This window comes from Streptococcus sp. DD13 (genome assembly GCF_001578875.1).
In the GTDB taxonomy this organism is placed as follows: Bacteria; Bacillota; Bacilli; order Lactobacillales; family Streptococcaceae; genus Streptococcus.
In genome coordinates this window covers 1,188,984-1,208,674 of sequence record NZ_KQ969506.1, presented here as the reverse complement: position 1 = coordinate 1,208,674, position 19,691 = coordinate 1,188,984, and the positions used below count along the sequence as shown (strand labels likewise).

Annotated in this window: 15 protein-coding genes, 3 pseudogenes and 1 riboswitch; of the genes and pseudogenes, 16 read left to right on the top strand and 2 right to left on the bottom strand. The window is 43.4% G+C overall.

Annotation, left to right across the window (positions count from 1 at the left end):
• Positions 1-224 precede the first annotated feature (224 nt).
• Positions 225-314, top strand: a riboswitch (THF riboswitch).
• Between the two features lie 48 nt (positions 315-362).
• A complete protein-coding gene (locus tag STRDD13_RS05605) occupies positions 363-929 on the top strand; it encodes a folate family ECF transporter S component (protein ID WP_082781185.1) in 567 nt (188 codons plus the stop codon).
• 101 nt (positions 930-1,030) lie between these two features.
• Here the strand turns inward: STRDD13_RS05605 and pepA are convergent, their stop codons facing one another.
• Positions 1,031-2,104 carry a glutamyl aminopeptidase gene (gene pepA, locus STRDD13_RS05600; RefSeq protein WP_067102880.1) on the bottom strand — a complete coding sequence of 358 codons (1,074 nt, stop codon included), beginning with the start codon at positions 2,102-2,104 and terminating at the stop codon, positions 1,031-1,033.
• A gap of 54 nt (positions 2,105-2,158) precedes the next feature.
• Between pepA and STRDD13_RS05595 the strand changes: the two genes are divergently transcribed.
• From STRDD13_RS05595 to STRDD13_RS05545, 11 genes and pseudogenes are all read left to right on the top strand, one after another.
• Positions 2,159-2,446, top strand: a complete 288-nt coding sequence (locus STRDD13_RS05595) for a DUF4651 domain-containing protein (RefSeq protein WP_067102878.1) — start codon at positions 2,159-2,161, stop codon at positions 2,444-2,446.
• Positions 2,443-2,757, top strand: a complete 315-nt coding sequence (locus STRDD13_RS05590) for a thioredoxin family protein (protein WP_067102876.1) — start codon at positions 2,443-2,445, stop codon at positions 2,755-2,757. The genes STRDD13_RS05595 and STRDD13_RS05590 overlap by 4 nt, the downstream gene beginning before the upstream one ends.
• 1 nt (position 2,758) lies before the next feature.
• Entirely contained in the window at positions 2,759-3,382 is a 624-nt protein-coding gene (ytpR, locus tag STRDD13_RS05585) for a YtpR family tRNA-binding protein (protein WP_067102874.1), read from the top strand.
• A gap of 84 nt (positions 3,383-3,466) precedes the next feature.
• Positions 3,467-3,862: a single-stranded DNA-binding protein gene (locus tag STRDD13_RS05580; protein ID WP_067102872.1), complete on the top strand. Its 396-nt coding sequence runs from the start codon at positions 3,467-3,469 to the stop codon at positions 3,860-3,862.
• Between the two features lie 306 nt (positions 3,863-4,168).
• A pseudogene (gene groES / locus STRDD13_RS08275) lies at positions 4,169-4,449 on the top strand (co-chaperone GroES).
• 11 nt (positions 4,450-4,460) lie between these two features.
• Positions 4,461-6,083, top strand: a complete 1,623-nt coding sequence (groL, locus tag STRDD13_RS05570) for a chaperonin GroEL (RefSeq protein WP_067102869.1) — start codon at positions 4,461-4,463, stop codon at positions 6,081-6,083.
• Between the two features lie 449 nt (positions 6,084-6,532).
• A complete protein-coding gene (rpsL, locus tag STRDD13_RS05565) occupies positions 6,533-6,946 on the top strand; it encodes a 30S ribosomal protein S12 (protein ID WP_067102867.1) in 414 nt (137 codons plus the stop codon).
• Positions 6,947-6,963: 17 nt separating this feature from the next.
• The gene (gene rpsG / locus STRDD13_RS05560; protein ID WP_067102865.1) at positions 6,964-7,434 is read left to right on the top strand and encodes a 30S ribosomal protein S7; all 471 of its coding nucleotides are present in this window, start codon (positions 6,964-6,966) and stop codon (positions 7,432-7,434) included.
• Between the two features lie 263 nt (positions 7,435-7,697).
• Positions 7,698-9,779 carry an elongation factor G gene (gene fusA, locus STRDD13_RS05555; RefSeq protein WP_067102864.1) on the top strand — a complete coding sequence of 694 codons (2,082 nt, stop codon included), beginning with the start codon at positions 7,698-7,700 and terminating at the stop codon, positions 9,777-9,779.
• A gap of 405 nt (positions 9,780-10,184) precedes the next feature.
• Positions 10,185-11,192, top strand: coding sequence for a type I glyceraldehyde-3-phosphate dehydrogenase (gap, locus tag STRDD13_RS05550; protein WP_067102862.1), 1,008 nt, complete (start codon positions 10,185-10,187; stop codon positions 11,190-11,192).
• A gap of 226 nt (positions 11,193-11,418) precedes the next feature.
• The gene (locus STRDD13_RS05545; protein WP_067102860.1) at positions 11,419-16,050 is read left to right on the top strand and encodes an endo-beta-N-acetylglucosaminidase; all 4,632 of its coding nucleotides are present in this window, start codon (positions 11,419-11,421) and stop codon (positions 16,048-16,050) included.
• A gap of 205 nt (positions 16,051-16,255) precedes the next feature.
• Here STRDD13_RS05545 and STRDD13_RS05540 read toward each other — a convergent pair.
• Positions 16,256-16,465 (bottom strand): annotated as a pseudogene (locus tag STRDD13_RS05540) (transposase); the annotation flags it as partial.
• A 234-nt stretch (positions 16,466-16,699) separates the two neighbouring features.
• On the opposite strand from STRDD13_RS05540, the gene STRDD13_RS05535 reads away from it, so the two are divergent.
• The 4 genes and pseudogenes from STRDD13_RS05535 to STRDD13_RS05520 all read left to right on the top strand — a co-directional run.
• Complete coding sequence (locus tag STRDD13_RS05535) at positions 16,700-17,899, top strand: phosphoglycerate kinase (protein ID WP_067102858.1); 1,200 nt, start codon at positions 16,700-16,702, stop codon at positions 17,897-17,899.
• 425 nt (positions 17,900-18,324) lie between these two features.
• A complete protein-coding gene (locus STRDD13_RS05530) occupies positions 18,325-18,876 on the top strand; it encodes an FUSC family protein (protein ID WP_067102857.1) in 552 nt (183 codons plus the stop codon).
• 86 nt (positions 18,877-18,962) lie between these two features.
• On the top strand, positions 18,963-19,322 hold the full coding sequence (locus tag STRDD13_RS05525; RefSeq protein WP_067102855.1) for a MerR family transcriptional regulator: 360 nt from the start codon (positions 18,963-18,965) through the stop codon (positions 19,320-19,322).
• 29 nt (positions 19,323-19,351) lie between these two features.
• Positions 19,352-19,691 (top strand): annotated as a pseudogene (locus STRDD13_RS05520) (glutamine synthetase beta-grasp domain-containing protein); the annotation flags it as partial.

Below are 19,691 nucleotides of genomic sequence, written 5' to 3'. Positions count from 1 at the left end.
GACAAAAGTCCTAGCCTCTCCATTGTTTTTGGATGGTCGAGCAAGACGCAGTGGTTGAGTAGGCTCTATTAGGTTGATTTCATCCGCTTTTACAGCTCGACTCAACTGTGCGGAGGTGGGATAGAAATCGAATTCTAACGAAGGACCGATTTCTGTCCCCCTCTCTTTTTTGAAAACGGATACTGTACAAATGTCCTTTTTTATGGTATGATGAACAGGAAAAGAACAGAGTAGGTGGTTTGCGTCAAGTGTGTATGGACGGGATGTTGCTATACAACGAAGTGAAAACGCGGTGAACCATTGCATCCGCTGTCGATAGAATTCTCTAGGACAGCTCCCCCCAATGATAAAGGAGCCTTATTTTGCAAAAGAAGTCAGTATTTACTATTCAACGCATTACAACTATTGCGATGTTGATTGCCCTCTCGATCGTGATCAAGCGTTTAGGGACGATTACGATTATTCCCGGACTCTTGAAAGTGTCCTTTGCGTTTGTCGCCAATACGTTGATTGGGATGGTTGGTGGTCCCTTCTGGGGATTTGTAGGATTAGCGGCTGGTGATGTCATTGGTATGGCCCTAAGTGGTGGAATGGGGCAATTTATTATCTGGTTTACCTTGTTAGAGGCTGTCCAAGGAGCTTTATACGGTTATTTTTATTATGGAAATGAGTTAGATGCTAAGGAACCAAAATCTTGGTTACGAGTAACATTGGCAACGTTAGCGATCATGCTCCTTGGGACCTTTATTGTCACCCCGATTTTGAATTGGATTTATAACGGAGTGCCGATTTTGGCACAGTATGCATCGGGACGGATTTTCAAAGTATTTGAAATACCAGTTCGCGTACTGGTGACCATGGCTTTGATTCCACCGCTTCAAAAAATTCCGGAGGTCCGTCGTTTGATGGGCTTGACGAGAAAGAAATAAAACATGACCGTCTGCGTAGACAGGCATGAATTGGTAACGCTATCCCCTAAAAAGGAGACCGACCCTACCAGGTCGGTCTCCTTTTGAATAGGTCAGGATGGCTAATATCGTTTGATCAAATCAACGGTAGAGCGATCGAGTTTTTTCACCAAGGCTTGTAAGAAGGCTTGGGCTTGTAAGAAATCATCCATGCTGTAGAGAGTCTGATGTGAATGGATATAACGGGCGCAGACGCCAATGGTGGTTGATGGGATTCCTTGGTTTTTGAGATGAGCGGCTCCAGCATCTGTCCCACCTTTTGCGCAATAGTATTGATATTTAATGCCAGCTTCTTCCGCAGTCGTTAGAAGGAAGTCTTTCATATTTGGCAAGAGGATATGGCCGGGATCATAAAATCGTAGCAGGGTTCCTTGTCCAATGGCTCCTTGGTCTCCAAAGACGTCTCCTGCTGGAGAGCAATCTACTGCGAGAAAGATTTCTGGGTCAAACTTTGTTGTTGATGCATGGGCACCACGGAGGCCAACCTCTTCTTGGACATTTGCTCCAGCAATTAAGGTATTGCCTAGTGATTGATTTTCAAGGCTTCTTACGAGTTCAGATACCATCAGCACTCCATACCGGTTGTCCCAGGCTTTCGAAATAACATTTTTTCCGTTTGCAGTCAAAATAGCTTCGCTTTCAGGGATGATTTGATCTCCAGGACGGACTCCGAATGTCTCTGCTTCTTCCTTATCGGTAAATCCAGCATCAAAAATGATCTCATCTACGCTCGGTAAACCAGGGTTTCCGTTGCTTCCACGTAGGAGGTGTGGAGGCATAGAACCAGAAATGACAGGGATGATACGACCGTCTTGAAGATGTAATTGAAAGCGTTGGCTAGAGATGACGAGAGGATTCCACCCACCCAGAGCCACTGCTCGAAAGGTTCCGTCTGATTTGATTTCACGGATCATAAACCCGACTTCATCCATATGCGATGCGACCAGGATTCGGGGTGCTTGGGGTTGGCTGGATTCTTTTATACCGAATAGACCTCCTAAGCCATCTGTCTCGATCCGATCCACGTAGGGAGTAAGTTGGTCACGTAAGTAGGTGCGAACAGGGCCTTCAAATCCAGAGACACCTGTTAATTCTGTTACTTTTTTGATGTTATGAAATAGTGTTAAGTCTTCCATTTTGCTCCTCCTTATAGCTACTATTTTAGCAGAAATTGTGATAAAATGTGAGCTATGAAGAAGAAAAATAAACGTCTACTAGGGATTGGACTTGCTGGTTTTGCTGGTCTGATGGTAGGATTTCAAATAGTGCAGAATAAATTAGAGCAGAAAAAGAAAGAGCGAAAGATACTGGCCATTCGGGCAGAGCTTCTGCGAAAAGGAGAAATCGCTGGCTTTTATATTTTGGAAGAAGAATCGTCTGGAGATGACCTGATTGGAGGAGCGGTTTTAGAGGATGGTCGAGTCTTTTCTTATGAAATGCTCGGACAGGCATTAACGATTGAGGAGGAAACACGATGATTCGGGCGAAATCAATGGAAGAAGTCGAAGGCTTGATCCAAAATGGGAAAAAAACAGTATTTGTCTTTACGGCGGATTGGTGTGGAGATTGTCGAGTTTTGAAGCCCCACTATCCAACGATTGAAGCGCATTTTCCTGATTGGATATTTGTGGAGTTGGATCGGGATGAGTTCATGCCCTTAGCCCAGCAGTGGGATATCTTTGGGATTCCGAGTTTTTTAGTGATAGAAAATGGAAAAGAAATCGCTCGTTTTGTCGATAAAAATCGGAAGACGAAAGAGCAAGTAATCGAGTTTTTAGAAGGATGTTAAGATGATATTTTCATATAATAAGCAACAAGTAGGAGATGTCCTCCTGGTAATTTTGACAAATACAAACGATGAGAAAGTCCAAGTAGAGCGATGTGGAAAGATCGCGCGTGTCTTCAACCCCGAAACGAATGAAGTGAGGGCCTGGAATATTTTTGATATCTCCAAATTGTTTCCTATAAGCGGTCGAGGCCAGGTTTTCTTAACAGATGATGAGATTGCAGTTCTCAATGCTGAAATGGAAAAAGAAGGATTTGCAGAACGTTTAGAAAACGATCAGGATCCTAAGTTGGTTGTTGCCCAAATACGAGAGATTCAAGATCATCCAGATAGCGACCACTTGCATATTTGTCAGGTGGAAATTCAAGATGGTCAAGTTGTTCAAATCGTTTGTGGAGCTCCAAATGCTTCTTTGGGGCTCAAGACAGTTGCAGCCCTACCTGGGGCCATGATGCCAGATGGATCCTTGATTTTCCCAGGAAGTTTGCGTGGAGTCGAGAGTTTTGGGATGTTGTGTAGCCCTCGTGAATTGGCTTTGCCGAACGCTCCTCAAAAACGAGGGATTATTGAACTAGACGCTGAAATTGAAGTTGGCCAAGCTTTTGATCCTAAACGACATTGGAAATGAGGAATGAACAAAAATTCTAGAACTATTTTCTAGGATTTTTTCTTTGTCTCCTCTTTCACGAATAAATAGATAGGAGGAAATGATATGTACAATAAAGTAATCACAATTGGACGTCTGACAGCGACACCGGAGTTGCAACAGACCAGTACGGGGAAAAGCCTGACGCGGGTTACCCTAGCAGTGAATCGGCGTTTTAAGACAATGGATGGGGACCGCGAAGCGGATTTTATTTCAGTCACCTTCTGGGGAAAATTAGCAGAAAATTTGGTGGCATACGGATCCAAAGGGAGTCTGATCTCCTTGGATGGTGAACTCCGGACGCGGCGTTATGAAAAGGACGGGAAGACGCATTATGTGACAGAAGTCTTGGGTCACTCCTTCCAGTTGTTAGAGAGTAAAACGCAACGTGCGATGAGGGAAAATGGCAGTATGGATGTAGTAACGACTGTCACGCTAGAAGAAGAGCCTCTTCCTTTTTAAGTAGATGCTATGGCTCCACTTGACGAATCCTTGTGGTAAATGTGGGGTCATAAAAAGTTAAAAATGGAAGATGGCAAAAACTTCGTTCTCCATATGGAACGAAAAGGTGTTTTATACGAGTTGTAGAGGGAAGGGCTGCAACCAAATCTGATAAAGGTTGGTTTGGTTCAACTCTCTTTTTGTGTCTCTCAGTTGATATAGAAAATCGGAATAAATTCTTGACTAATTCTGACTAAATGATACAATAGAAGAGTAACCATTAGCACTCGGTTGGTTAGAGTGCTAAAAACAGGAGGTAATGTTCGTATGTTAAAACCACTTAGCGACCGTGTGGTCGTAAAAATCGAAGAAAAAGAACAAACGGTTGGAGGGTTTGTGCTAGCAGGTGCTAGTCAAGAAAAACAAAAACGGCGGTTGTTGTAGCAGTTGGAGAAGGGATTCGGACACTGAATGGCGAATTAGTTGCTCCAAGTGTTGCTGTCGATGATCGTGTATTGATTGAGGCGCATGCGGGTATTGAGGTGACGGATCAAGAACAAAAAGTGCTAGTGATCCGTGAATCTGATATTCTCGCTGTCGTAAAATAGGAGGCAATAAAATGGCAAAAGACATTAAATTTTCAGCAGACGCACGTGAAAGCATGGTCCGCGGGGTGGATATTTTAGCAGATACCGTAAAGGTTACCTTGGGTCCTAAGGGGCGCAATGTAGTGCTTGAAAAATCATTCGGTTCTCCGCTGATTACCAATGATGGGGTGACCATCGCAAAAGAGATTGAATTAGAAGATCATTTTGAAAATATGGGAGCAAAATTGGTTTCAGAAGTTGCTTCCAAAACCAATGATATCGCAGGAGATGGAACAACAACCGCAACAGTTTTGACCCAAGCGATTGTTCGAGAAGGATTGAAAAATGTGACAGCTGGGGCCAACCCGATTGGTATTCGTCGAGGGATCGAAAAAGCGGTCTCTGCAGCCGTTGCCTCTCTGAAAGAAAAAGCGCAACCCGTTTCTGGAAAAGAAGCGATTGCACAAGTAGCGGCTGTGTCTTCTCGCTCTGAAAAAGTAGGGGAATACATCTCCGAAGCGATGGAAAAAGTCGGAAATGACGGTGTCATCACAATTGAAGAATCCCGTGGGATGGAAACAGAGCTGGATGTTGTTGAAGGGATGCAATTTGACCGTGGGTACTTGTCTCAATATATGGTGACAGATAATGAAAAAATGGTTGCTGAGTTGGATAACCCTTATATTCTGATTACAGATAAAAAGATATCTAATATTCAAGACGTCCTTCCATTGTTGGAGTCTATTCTTCAAACAAGTCGTCCTTTGCTTATTGTCGCGGATGATGTGGATGGAGAGGCTCTTCCAACTCTTGTATTGAATAAGATTCGTGGAACCTTTAACGTCGTGGCGGTTAAAGCTCCTGGATTTGGAGATCGTCGGAAAGCCATGCTAGAGGATATCGCAATCCTAACTGGTGGAACTGTGATTACGGAAGATTTAGGGCTAGAGCTTAAAGATGCTACCATTGAAGCTCTTGGCCAAGCGGCAAAAGTAACGGTGGACAAGGATCGCACGGTTATCGTTGAAGGTGCTGGAGATTCAGAAGGGATTGCTCAGCGTGTTGCCGTGATTAAATCACAAATCGAAGCGACAACATCCGAATTTGATCGCGAAAAATTACAAGAGCGCCTTGCAAAATTATCGGGCGGTGTTGCAGTGATCAAAGTCGGAGCAGCTACCGAAACAGAATTGAAAGAAATGAAACTTCGAATCGAGGATGCTTTAAATGCGACACGTGCTGCTGTCGAGGAGGGAATTGTTGCTGGTGGTGGAACAGCCTTGGTAGATGTGATCGATGCTGTAGCTGCCCTAGACCTCGATGGAGATGAAGCGACCGGTCGGAATATTGTGCAACGAGCATTGGAAGAGCCAATGCGTCAGATTGCGTATAATGCCGGCTTTGAAGGTTCGGTTATTATTGATCGATTAAAGCGGTCTGAAGCTGGAATGGGCTTCAATGCGGCTAGTGGTGAATGGGTAGATATGATTCAAGCGGGGATTATTGATCCCGTGAAGGTTACTCGTTCTGCTCTTCAAAATGCGGCTTCTGTAGCTAGTCTCATCTTGACAACGGAGGCGGTCGTAGCGGACAAACCAGAACCAGCCAGTGCAACACCAGCAATGGATCCAAGCATGATGGGCGGGATGATGTAAGAACGTTAATACAAGGACAGGTTTGGAGGAAACTCTGAATCTGTTTTTTGTCATCTGTCCTATAGCTGGATAGTCAAGGATAGTGGAAGAAGATTCAAAAATGGATCGGCAGGTTTGCGTCAGAGCTCTTGATGGAACGGAATCTTCGAAAAGCCAATACCAGCAAGACCTGGTCATTGATGCTCAGTAGAAGTGATCTCACACTCTTTTTAGCGAATGCAATCCGCTACCTTTCCTTGAAATAGGGTAGGAACAAAAACATCCGTCTTCCGGGAATAACTATTGACACACTGGGACTTCTATGGTATTATGATAGACGGTACTTTTTACTTTTGGTCTCTCAAAAGTGTACAGAGACGTGCTGACAAATGTTGCAAAAGTACACACAGATAGGGGTTGTCACCAAATGCCCTATCAACCAAAAATAAAAATTTTACAGGAGAATGTAGATGCCTACAATTAACCAATTGGTTCGCAAACCGCGTAAATCAAAAGTAGAAAAATCTAAATCACCAGCTTTGAACGTTGGTTACAATAGCCGTAAAAAAGTTCAAACAAATGTTTCTTCCCCACAAAAACGTGGAGTTGCAACGCGTGTTGGAACGATGACACCGAAGAAACCAAACTCAGCCCTTCGTAAATTTGCTCGTGTACGTTTGAGCAACTTGATTGAAGTAACTGCTTATATCCCAGGTATCGGACACAACTTGCAAGAGCACAGCGTGGTGCTTCTTCGTGGTGGACGTGTAAAAGACCTTCCAGGGGTACGTTACCATATCGTTCGTGGTGCACTTGATACAGCAGGTGTGACTGACCGGAAACAAAGCCGTTCTAAATACGGTACGAAACGTCCAAAAGGGTAAGAAGGGAGATTAGCTAAATGAGTCGTAAAAATCAAGCGCCTAAGCGCGAAGTATTGCCAGATCCATTGTACAACTCAAAATTGGTAACTCGTTTGATCAACCGTCTTATGCTAGATGGTAAACGGGGTACTGCAGCATCTATCGTATATGGTGCGTTCGATCAAATCAAGGAAGCAACAGGAAATGAGCCTCTTGAAGTCTTTGAACAAGCAATGGAAAACATCATGCCTGTACTTGAAGTACGTGCACGTCGTGTAGGTGGATCTAACTATCAAGTCCCAGTTGAAGTTCGTCCTGAGCGTCGTACTACTCTTGGACTGCGTTGGTTGGTAACCATCGCGCGGAACCGTGGTGAGCACACTATGGTGGATCGTCTTGCAAAAGAAATTTTGGATGCGTCCAACAATACAGGTGCATCTGTTAAGAAACGTGAAGACACCCACCGTATGGCTGAAGCCAACCGTGCCTTCGCACACTTCCGTTGGTAAGAAAATGATACTAAGAGCGACAAAGGCCCAAGGCAAAAATAGGAAACTGATGCAGTGTTCCGTGAACACAAAGCAGTTTATCTTTTTTGCGCCGGGCCTCGCTCGGGTTCAAATCAATTAACTTGAGCTTTTAGCCCAAGTACAATTCAACTTTTATCGTAAGTTGACACCAACATGTAATATAAATGATGACAACGGGTAGGTCCTGCCTATCCGTTTTGTTGGATAAAATCCAATAGAAAAATAATAGGAGAAATAACCTCATGGCACGCGAATTTTCACTTGAAAAAACTCGTAACATCGGTATCATGGCTCACGTCGATGCCGGTAAAACAACTACAACTGAGCGTATCCTTTACTACACTGGTAAAATCCACAAAATCGGTGAAACTCACGAAGGTGCATCCCAAATGGACTGGATGGAGCAAGAGCAAGAACGTGGGATTACCATCACGTCTGCTGCGACAACGGCTCAATGGGATGGTCACCGTGTGAATATCATCGATACCCCAGGACACGTGGACTTCACCATCGAAGTACAACGTTCCCTTCGTGTATTGGATGGAGCCGTAACTGTTTTGGACTCGCAATCAGGTGTTGAGCCTCAAACTGAAACTGTTTGGCGTCAAGCAACGGAATACGGAGTTCCTCGTATCGTTTTTGCCAACAAGATGGACAAAATCGGGGCAGACTTCCTTTACTCAGTAAGTACACTTCATGATCGTTTGCAAGCAAATGCGCATCCTATTCAATTGCCAATCGGTGCTGAAGATGATTTCCGTGGAATCATTGACTTGATCAAGATGAAAGCTGAAATCTATACCAACGACCTTGGTACAGATATTTTGGAAGAAGATATCCCAGCTGAATATGTGGATCAAGCAAATGAATACCGTGAAAAATTGGTGGAAGCAGTTGCGGAAACTGATGAAGAACTCATGATGAAATACCTTGAAGGTGAAGAAATTACCAACGATGAGTTGAAGGCGGCTATCCGTCAAGCAACAATTAATGTTGAATTCTTCCCAGTATTGTGTGGATCTGCCTTCAAGAACAAAGGGGTTCAATTGATGTTGGATGCTGTTATCGACTACTTGCCAAGTCCGGTTGATATTCCAGCGATCAAGGGTGTCAATCCAGATACAGACGAAGAAGAAACTCGTCCAGCCTCTGATAACGAACCATTTGCTGCGCTTGCCTTCAAGATCATGACAGATCCATTCGTTGGTCGTTTGACTTTCTTCCGTGTGTATTCAGGTGTCTTGAACTCAGGTTCTTATGTCTTGAACACTTCTAAAGGAAAACGTGAGCGGATCGGACGGATCCTTCAAATGCACGCGAACAGCCGTCAAGAAATCGAAACTGTTTATGCGGGAGATATCGCGGCTGCAGTTGGATTGAAGGATACGACAACTGGTGACTCATTGACCGATGAAAAAGCAAAAATCATTCTTGAGTCTATCGAAGTTCCAGAACCTGTTATCCAATTGATGGTAGAACCAAAATCCAAAGCTGACCAAGATAAGATGGGTATTGCCCTTCAAAAACTGGCGGAAGAAGATCCTACTTTCCGTGTTGAAACAAATCCTGAAACTGGTGAAACTGTTATCTCTGGTATGGGAGAGTTGCACTTGGATGTCTTGGTTGACCGTATGCGTCGTGAATTCAAGGTGGAAGCGAATGTAGGTGCTCCTCAAGTATCTTACCGTGAAACCTTCCGTGCGGCTACTCAAGCACGTGGATTCTTCAAACGTCAATCTGGTGGTAAAGGTCAATTCGGTGATGTTTGGATTGAATTTACACCAAACGAAGAAGGGAAAGGATTTGAATTCGAGAACGCTATCGTTGGTGGTGTCGTTCCTCGCGAATTTATCCCTGCAGTTGAAAAAGGATTGCAAGAATCGATGGCAAACGGTGTCCTTGCAGGATACCCAATGGTAGACATCAAAGCGAAATTGTATGATGGATCATACCATGATGTGGACTCATCTGAAACAGCCTTTAAAGTGGCGGCTTCTCTTGCACTTAAAGAAGCAGCGAAGTCTGCTCAACCAGCAATCCTTGAACCAATGATGTTGGTTACCGTAACTGTTCCTGAAGAAAATCTTGGGGATGTTATGGGGCATGTTACGGCACGTCGTGGTCGTGTAGATGGTATGGAAGCACATGGATCAAGCCAAATCGTTCGTGCGTATGTACCACTTGCTGAAATGTTTGGTTATGCAACTGTTCTTCGTTCAGCAACTCAAGGTCGCGGTACCTTTATGATGGTCTTTGACCACTACGAAGATGTACCAAAATCAGTACAAGAAGAAATTATCAAGAAAAACAAGGGTGAAGCTTAATCGCTTCTTCCAAATGAAGAGTTTGAAAGGTTCTTTCAGACTCTTTTTTTGGTTAAATCCTCCTTTCTCTACCTATTATTAGAGGTTTATCCTCTAAAAACATGCTTCAACTGATAAGAAGCTTCTCTCCTAGCGGTCCGTACATGAACGTTTCCCTTGAGGGCTAGAGGAATTGTTGGTCAAGATAGAATATGAAGAACAAGAGTCAATGAGAGACAGGCTGAAAGAAAATTAAGTTCATCCTGCTTGAAGTGAAGGGAAGATCCTTGATTTTTGTTGGGAATTGAGGTACAATAAGACTGTTGAAAAATACTTGTAATCATTCAAGTTATTATTTTCACATAATGGTTAAAAGGGAAACCTTTTAAAAAATTTAACGCGATTTTCATAAGGAGGAAATCATTCATGGTAGTTAAAGTTGGTATTAACGGTTTCGGTCGTATCGGACGTCTTGCATTCCGTCGTATCCAAAACGTTGAAGGTGTTGAAGTAACTCGTATCAACGACCTTACAGATCCAGTAATGCTTGCACACTTGTTGAAATATGACACAACTCAAGGTCGTTTCGACGGAACTGTTGAAGTAAAAGACGGTGGATTTGAAGTAAACGGAAAATTCGTTAAAGTTTCAGCTGAACGTGATCCAGAACAAATCGACTGGGCAACTGATGGCGTTGAAATCGTTCTTGAAGCAACTGGTTTCTTTGCTAAGAAAGAAGCTGCTGAAAAACACCTTAAAGGTGGTGCTAAGAAAGTTGTTATCACAGCTCCTGGTGGAAACGATGTGAAAACAATCGTATTTAACACAAACCACGACACACTTGATGGAACTGAAACAGTTATCTCAGGTGCTTCATGTACAACTAACTGTTTGGCACCAATGGCAAAAGCTCTTAATGATGCCTTCGGTGTAAAACAAGGTTTGATGACCACTATCCATGCTTACACAGGTGACCAAATGATCCTTGACGGACCACACCGTGGTGGCGACCTTCGTCGTGCACGTGCTGGTGCTGCAAACATCGTTCCTAACTCAACTGGTGCTGCAAAAGCTATCGGCCTTGTAATTCCAGAATTGAACGGTAAATTGGACGGTGCGGCACAACGTGTTCCAGTTCCAACAGGATCTGTAACTGAATTGGTTGCAACTCTTGATAAAGAAGTAACTGTTGAAGAAGTAAATGCAGCTATGAAAGCAGCATCTAACGAATCATTTGGTTACACTGAAGATCCAATCGTATCTTCAGATATCGTAGGTATTTCATATGGTTCATTGTTTGATGCAACTCAAACAAAAGTTCAAACTGTTGATGGAAGCCAATTGGTAAAAGTTGTTTCATGGTATGACAACGAAATGTCTTACACTTCACAACTTGTACGTACTCTTGAGTACTTTGCAAAAATCGCTAAATAATCCAAAAGAGGAGCCTAGCTCCTCTTTTTTTCTCTTTTTTTTATTGAAAATTCATCTATTTCTAGAATTTTTAAAAATATCTTGACAATATTCCGACAAAGAGCGTACACTATCAGTGATTGGCGGTTCTAACAGAAATATGTAAGCGGTTACAATAGAAAGGAGAAGTTTGTCACTGCTCTGTTTAGAAACGATACTCATAAAGTACATTTCTTAGGAGGAAATGATGAAAGGTCAATTATTTGAAAAAAGAAGTCGGTTTAGCATTCGTAAATACACAGTAGGAGTCTGTTCCGTTTTGATAGGAGCTTTTTTATTGGGGGCGCCTCTTGTATCGGCAGATGATGCTGTGGCTTCCGAGGTCAGTTCTACTGTGGTGGAAGGGGATCTAGGATCTACAAACATAGATGAAGTCAGCGCACAAGATGGAGAAGAAACGCCTCTAACTCCTCAAGCCGAATCTAGTACGACTATTGAGAATGGCACATCTACATCAGCGAGTACAGATGAAGAACTGGTTGATAAAGAAGTGGTCACTGCGCCATCTACTATCGAGGGTACAGGAGAAACGGGAGCACAAACTGGACCAGCTGCTGAAGAACCTCGGGCGGTTGAAGAAAAGGCTGTTGCAGACTCTCCGGTAGAAGAGGAGAAATCTATTCGGCCAAAAGAAGTGAAGTTTGAAACATGGACCGACTTGTTGAACTGGCAACCTGGGGCTAGAGAAGATGATGCAATCAATCGTGCTTCGGTTGCATTGGCAGAACGCTATCGTGGGACGCTTGTTAATCAGCAGGCGAATCCTGATGCTAAGGTTCAGGCCTTGTCCAATATGAATTCCAAAGCTAAGGACCATGCTTCTGTCGGTGGGGAAGAATTCAAGGCTTACGCTTTTGATTACTGGCAATATTTGGATTCAATGGTCTTTTGGGAAGGATTGGTTCCAAGTCCAGATGTGATTGATGCGGCCCATCGGAATGGTGTTCCTATTTACGGTACCCTCTTTTACAACTGGTCTGATAGTCTCAAGGATCAAGAGCGCTTTGTCGAGTCGCTAAAAGAGGATAGTGAAGGATCCAAGACGTTTCCAATCGCACGAAAACTGGTGGATTTAGCGAAATATTATGGTTTTGATGGTTATTTTATCAACCAAGAGACAACAGGACGTCTGGTGAAACCGTTAGGACCAAAAATGCGGGACTTTATGCTTTATACCAAGGAGTATGCCCGTTCTGTTGGCTATCCCATCCAGTATTCTTGGTATGATGCCATGACTTATGAATATGGTCGGTATCATGAAAATGCTTTAGGAGAGTATAACTACCAGTTTATGGAAAAGAACGAAAAAGGGGATAAGCCGGTAGATACTTTCTTTGCCAACTTTAACTGGAACAAAGCAGATGTTGACTATTCTATCAACACAGCTGATTATGTCAAACGAAGCCAATATGATGTGCTGGCTGGATTGGAACTGCAACGTGGCGGGTCCTACTTGACCAATGTAGACTGGGACGCTATTTTAGATGCAAACGGGAAATTGAGATTGTCTTTGGGTCTTTATGCTCCGGATACGATAACGGGTCTTGGCAAGACTGGAGATGGATACCATAAACACGAAGATATCTTCTGGACAGGTTACCAAGGGGATCCGACCAAGGGGAAACCTGGAGATAAATCATGGTATGGTTTGGCTAATTTAATTGCTGACCGAACAGTGATTATCTCTCCAAATTTCAGTACTAGCTTTAATACTGGTCACGGGAAAAAGTGGTTTGTAGATGGAGTAGTTTCTAAGGACGGTGAATGGAATTATCGCTCGGTTTCGGGTATATTGCCGACTTGGCGGTGGTGGATTCAGCATGCAGAAGGGACCCAGGCCTTAAAAGGCGGCTATGATTTCGACCAAGCCTACAATGGTGGGAATTCTATCGCCTTTTCAGGGAAGTTAGAAGCAAATAGTAATCAGCATGTGATGCTCTACTCTACAAAAATTGCTGTCCAAGATACCAGCCGATTAAGTCTGGTTCACAAGGGTGGGTTGCAGTCAGAGGCCTATGTGACGATCACGACAGATCCGGAATACAAAACGGTTCGTCGCTACAAATTGAGTCCGAGTGATGATTGGCAAGCGCAAACTTTTGATCTTTCGGATTTGAAAGGGCAAACGATTTACTCCATTGGTCTACACTTTAACAGCGATCAAACAGTGGATGACTTCCAATTCCATCTAGGACAGTTGTCTGTATATAGTCAGACAGAAAAACCAGCGGCACCGAGCCAAGTGTCTGTGAAAGCCAAGCGATTACAAAATGCACAAGAAGCAGAGGCAATCATTCATTTCCAAGGTAGTGAAGGAGCTGACTATTATGAAGTCTACGAACAAGATGGAGATGGTTGGCGGATCGTGACGGGTTCATCAGGCACAACGGTCTATTTGGCAAAATTAAGTCGCTCTGCTCAGGCCCAAGGCACTAAACAAACCCTCAAAGTCGTAGCGGTTGGTAAAAACGGTCTACGTTCTGATGCTGGCTTAGTGGACTTTGATTGGGGGATGACAACAGGAGATACGACATTACCTAGAGCATTAGCCCCTAATGTGGTGTTAGGAGCCAAGGTCATTGATTCCAGTTTCCCTAAATCAGAGGGAAGCGAAGGTATGGAAGGAATGCTCAATGGGACAATCACCAGTTTGTCAGACAAATGGTCCTCTGCTCAACTCAGCGGTACGGTTGATATCCGCTTGACTCAACCTCGGACCATTGTTCGTTGGGCGATGGACCACGCTGGTGCGGGTGGAGAGTCAGTCGATGATGGGAAGATGAACACCCGCGACTTTGATCTTTACTACAAAGATGCGGACAACCAGTGGAAATTAGCTAAAGCAATTCGTGGCAATCGGGCGCATGTAACGGATGTTACACTAGATAAGCCAATTACGGCACAAGAATGGCGTCTACATGTCATTACGGCTGATAATGGTACTCCTTGGCAGGCGATCCGGATTTACAACTGGAGAATGTATGAAAGCCTTGATACCGAAACCGTTAATGTTCCAATGAAACATGCTGCGGTTCGGGACCTCGGAGATGGCTACCTCCAAGTTGGATTCAAAGACGTAGCGGCTAAGACGACAGTCTTTGTCTACGATGCACCAACAGCCACCAAGGCAATTGGCCAGGGAAGTGTAGATGAAGCTGGGGATTTGGTGTTGGCACCAATCCACTTTGACAAAAAGCCAAATCTGCTTTACTACCGAGCTCAAACAGAAGGGAAAGAATTGAGCAATATCTTAGCCATTTCTGTGCCAGAGCAAGAAAAAACCATTGCATCTGTCAGCTTAGAACAAGCTCCAACGAAGACCTCCTATACTCAGGGAGAAGATTTGCAACTAGAAGGTGGCTTGTTACGAGTTCGTTACCAAAATGGTTTGCCAGATGAGCTGATTCAATTGACCAATACGGCAGTCGTGGTAACAGGATATAAAGCAAATGATTTGGGAGAGCAAAACCTGACGGTATCCTATCTAGGAAAAACTCTAGACAAGGGCTTTACCGTCCAGGTCGAAGCCAAGCCGGATGAGGAGGAAAAGACTGTGCAAGCCATTGGAATTGCAAGTCTTCCAAAGACGGAATACACTGTTGGTGAAAACTTGGACTTGTCAGAAGGACGCCTCAAAGTAACGTTTGAAGATGGATCGTCTGAAGAACTATCGATGGAAGATCAAGAAGTCTATGTATTTGGCTACGATAAATCAAAAGAAGGTCGCCAAACAGTGACACTTCTCTATCGAGACCAACTCGCAAGCTTCGAAGTCTTAGTCTCGCCAAAAGCGGCGCTCAACGATGAATACCTTAAGCAAAAACTAGCGGAAGCTGAAAAAGTGATGGAAAAACCTATCTATAGCTTTGCTAGCCATGAAAACAAGCTGGCTTTGGAAGAAGCAGTGACAGAAGCTCAACTGGTCCTGGAAGAGCATGAAACCAGCACGCAAGCCCAGGTCAATGAACGTCTCAATATCTTAACAGAAGCCCTGGATAATCTAGACGGTGAAGAGCGGTTTAAGGAAGCTGTTCTTGAGATGACAAGCTTAACAGCTCAAGCACAAGAAAAACAAGCTCACTTGCCAAATCACCCTGCTCGTGAAGGATTGGAAAAAGCGATTGCGCAAGTCAAAACTCTCCTAGAGAAAGACTCAGTAACTCCTGAAGAATTGGCAGATGCAAAAACCAGCTTAGAGAAAGCGATTGCTGCTTTAGATGAAGAGAAGAGAATCATCTTCAAAGATGACAAGACAGGAATTGAGGTTCACTTCTCTGCTAAGGAACCAATTGCGATTAAGGGCTTGAAGGTAGACGTTCTTTCCTCAGAGACAACAAAGAATGGTCGCCTCTTTGACATTGAAGCGGTCGATGCTGATGGACAGGATATCGATCTACAGTACGCCTCTCTCGTTCGCATTCCAATCGAAGAAGGCCGAGAAGTTGAGAAGGTTCTCTTCTTGCCAGAAAATCAGCCAATTCAGGAATTGTCATTTGAAGTGGTAGAGGGTTATGTGGTCTTCACAGCGCCTCACTTTACCCACTATACAGTGGTTTATAAGGCGCTTGATTCAACAACGGACAAGCCACAAGATCCGGCTGACAAAGAGATTTCAGAGCCAAATGAAATCCAGTCGCCAAAGAAGATCGTTCCGCTTTCTACAAAACCACTTGAGGAAAAGAAGGCTACTAAGGAAACTGCATCAGAGCAAACCTTGCCTGAGACTGGAGAGAAAGCTTCATCTCATGCACTGGCTCTTGCTGCGCTTGGTCTATTGTCTGCTTCTTTGTTGCTTGTGTCAACGAAAAAAGAAGGTTAGGCCAGAGGTCGGAAGGAGCGAATTAAAAGGTTACTCTAAACCTGTTGAAAGAGAGAGTGGGACAGAAATCGGTCCTTCGTTAGAATGCGATTCCGTCGTCCCACCTCCGCACAGTTGAGTCGGGCTGTAAAAGCTGATGAAATCAGCCTAGTAGAGCCCGCTCAACTACTGCGTCTTGCTCGACAATCCAAATACAATTGAGAGGCTAGGACTTTTGTCCCAGCCTCTTTTGTATCTTTAGAGTAATGAAGACACCCTTCTTATAGTTGATGAAGTTTCTCAGCCCAAATCCTAGATGCTTGATGTCTTTAATCAGCTTGTTAATCGCTTCAAGTTTCGCGTTTGAATAGTCCGTTGCTAGTGTGTTTATGATGTATTGCTTGTGTCTAAGAAAGGTCCTAAAGAGCGTTTGAAAGTCGTACTTGATGTACAATCTAAGCCCCTCATCAACCTTCAGTGGCTGTTTAATTTACTGTATCAGGACAGGTTTAATGAAAGATGAAAATGAATAAAGGTTTCATCTGATAAGCAAAGGTAATGTCAATTCTGCTAGATGAAATAGAGAACAAGAAAAGTTTAGGCTTTTTCTATCTCTTTTGCTGATTTTGTGATATAATTAACACGTATAAAAAAGAAGGAGTCTTTCCAAATGGCTAAATTGACTGTTAAAGACGTTGACTTGAAAGGGAAAAAAGTTCTCGTTCGTGTTGACTTCAACGTACCTGTAAAAGACGGCGTGATTACCAACGACAACCGTATCACTGCTGCGCTTCCAACGATCAAGTACATCCTTGAACAAGGTGGACGTGCAATCCTCTTCTCACACCTTGGACGTGTAAAAGAAGAAGCGGATAAAGAAGGCAAATCTCTTGCTCCTGTAGCGGCTGACTTGGCTGCTAAATTGGGTCAAGATGTTGTCTTCATCCCAGGTGTGACGCGTGGTGCTGAATTGGAAGCAGCGGTTAACGCTCTTGAAGACGGACAAGTTCTCTTGGTTGAAAACACTCGTTATGAAGACGTTGACGGCAAGAAAGAATCTAAAAATGATCCTGATCTTGGTAAATACTGGGCATCACTTGGAGATGGTATCTTCGTAAACGATGCATTCGGTACTGCTCACCGTGCACACGCATCTAACGTTGGTATCTCAGCAAACGTTGAAAAAGCAGTTGCTGGATTCCTTCTTGAAAACGAAATTGCTTACATCCAAGAAGCAGTTGAAGCTCCAGAACGTCCATTCGTAGCCATCCTTGGTGGTTCAAAAGTTTCTGATAAGATCGGTGTTATCGAAAACTTGCTTGAAAAAGCGGATAAAGTTTTGATTGGTGGTGGGATGACTTACACCTTCTACAAAGCACAAGGAATCGAAATCGGTAACTCACTTGTCGAAGAAGACAAACTGGATGTTGCGAAAGCTCTTCTTGAAAAATCAAACGGTAAATTGATCTTGCCAGTTGACTCAAAAGAAGCAAACGCATTTGCTGACTACACTGAAGTGAAAGACACTGAAGGTGAAGCAGTAGACCCAGGTTTCCTTGGTTTGGATATCGGTCCTAAATCAATCGCTAAATTCGACGAAGCTTTGACTGGTGCGAAAACAGTTGTATGGAACGGACCAATGGGTGTCTTTGAAAACCCTGACTTCCAAGCTGGTACAATCGGTGTCATGGACGCGATCGTGAAACAACCAGGCGTGAAATCCATCATCGGTGGTGGTGACTCAGCTGCTGCAGCGATCAACCTTGGACGTGCAGACAAATTCTCATGGATTAGTACGGGCGGAGGGGCATCAATGGAGCTCCTTGAAGGTAAAGTATTGCCAGGTTTGGCTGCACTTACAGAAAAATAATTTCAGCCCGTTAGTCTCTACAAAATCCTGATTTTGTAGAAAAGGAACAAAACTGAAATGGTAACAAGAGGCTGGGACAAAAGTCCTAGTCTCTTTTTTGTTTTTGGATTGTCGAGCAAGACGCAGTGGTTGAGTGGACTCTAATGCGCTGATTTCATCAGCTTTTACAGCTCGACTCAACTGTGCGGAGGTGGGACGACGAAATCGAATTCTAACGAATGACCGATTTCTGTCCCACTCTCTTTTTGTTGTTCAAAGATTTACTGTATTTTCAAAGCTTCATTTACTGAAGGGGAACAGCTCATTCTTTTGTGGTCTCTGCCTGATTAAACTTCAGCAAAAGACTAGGAAGAAGGGTCTAGAGTTTCATAGTTTTTGAACATTTAGGAGGGAATATGGTAGAATAGAATAAAGTGAGGTAGGGCATGGATTATTTTAAAAAACATAAATTTGATGTCTCAAAATTTAGATTAGGAATGCGAACCTTTAAGACAGGTGTTGCGGTCTTTATTGTGTTGCTCGTTTTTGCGATATTTGGTTGGCGAGGATTGCAAATTGGGGCATTGACAGCGGTTTTTAGCTTGCGAGAAGATTTTGATCAAAGTGTGCATTTCGGTGTTTCACGTATCCTAGGAAATAGTATTGGCGGTTTTTTTGCCCTTCTTTTTTTTATTGTAAACCAGTATTTTAACGGGGCTTATTGGGTCACACTCTTTTTAGTTCCGGTGATGACCATGTTAACAATCATGACGAATGTCGCGATGGAAAATAAATCAGGTGTTATCGGTGGTGTTTCTGCCATGCTCATTATTACCTTGTCAATTGCACCAGGTGAAACATTTATGTATGTGTTTACCCGCATTTTTGAGACATTTATCGGCGTCTTTATTGCTATTTTGGTCAATTACGATATCGACCGAATCAAATCCTTTTTATCTCGAAGAAGGAAGAGCCCAGATAAAGCAGTGGATCAGTAAAAAATTTCAGCTATGTTAGAAGTTCTGACATTGCCTCTTGACCGTGTTAGAAAATCGTACTATAATAACCTAGATAGGAGTTGTTCATGAAAGAAAAAGAGCTCCGGCGTTCCCTTGCCGTTTTTCCGATGGGGTCTGTGATGAAATTGACGGACCTGACAGCACGTCAAATTCGTTATTATGAGGATCAAGGATTGATTCTTCCGGAAAGAAACGAAGGAAACCGTAGGTTGTATTCTTTGAATGATATGGACCGACTTTTAGAAATTAAGGATTTTCTTTCGGAAGGTTTTTTGATCGCAGATATTAAAAGAGAATATGCGAAACGAGAAGCGAATAAGAAGAAATCTTTATCCGATAGTGAGGTTCGTCGTTTATTGCGGGCTGAATTATCTCATCAAAGTGGGTTTACGACATCCTCTCATCCGTTTCGTCCATTACACTAAGCAATCGCTCATTTTAGGAGGAGTACTGAATGACTATTACAGCAGCTGATATCCGTCGAGAAGTTGAAGAAAAAACGTAACCTTTTTACGATTGATGTTCACAGATATCTTGGGAACGATGAAAAATGTCGAGATTCCAGCGACCGAGGAACAATTGGAAAAGGTGCTTTCGAATAAAGTCATGTTCGATGGGTCTTCGATCGAAGGGTTTGTTCGAATCAATGAATCAGATATGTACCTATATCCGGACCTTAACACCTGGACGGTTTTCCCTTGGGGAGATGAAAATGGTGCTGTAGCTGGGTTGATTTGTGATGTCTATACGGCAAGTGGAGAACCTTTTGCGGGGGACCCGCGTGGAAATCTCAA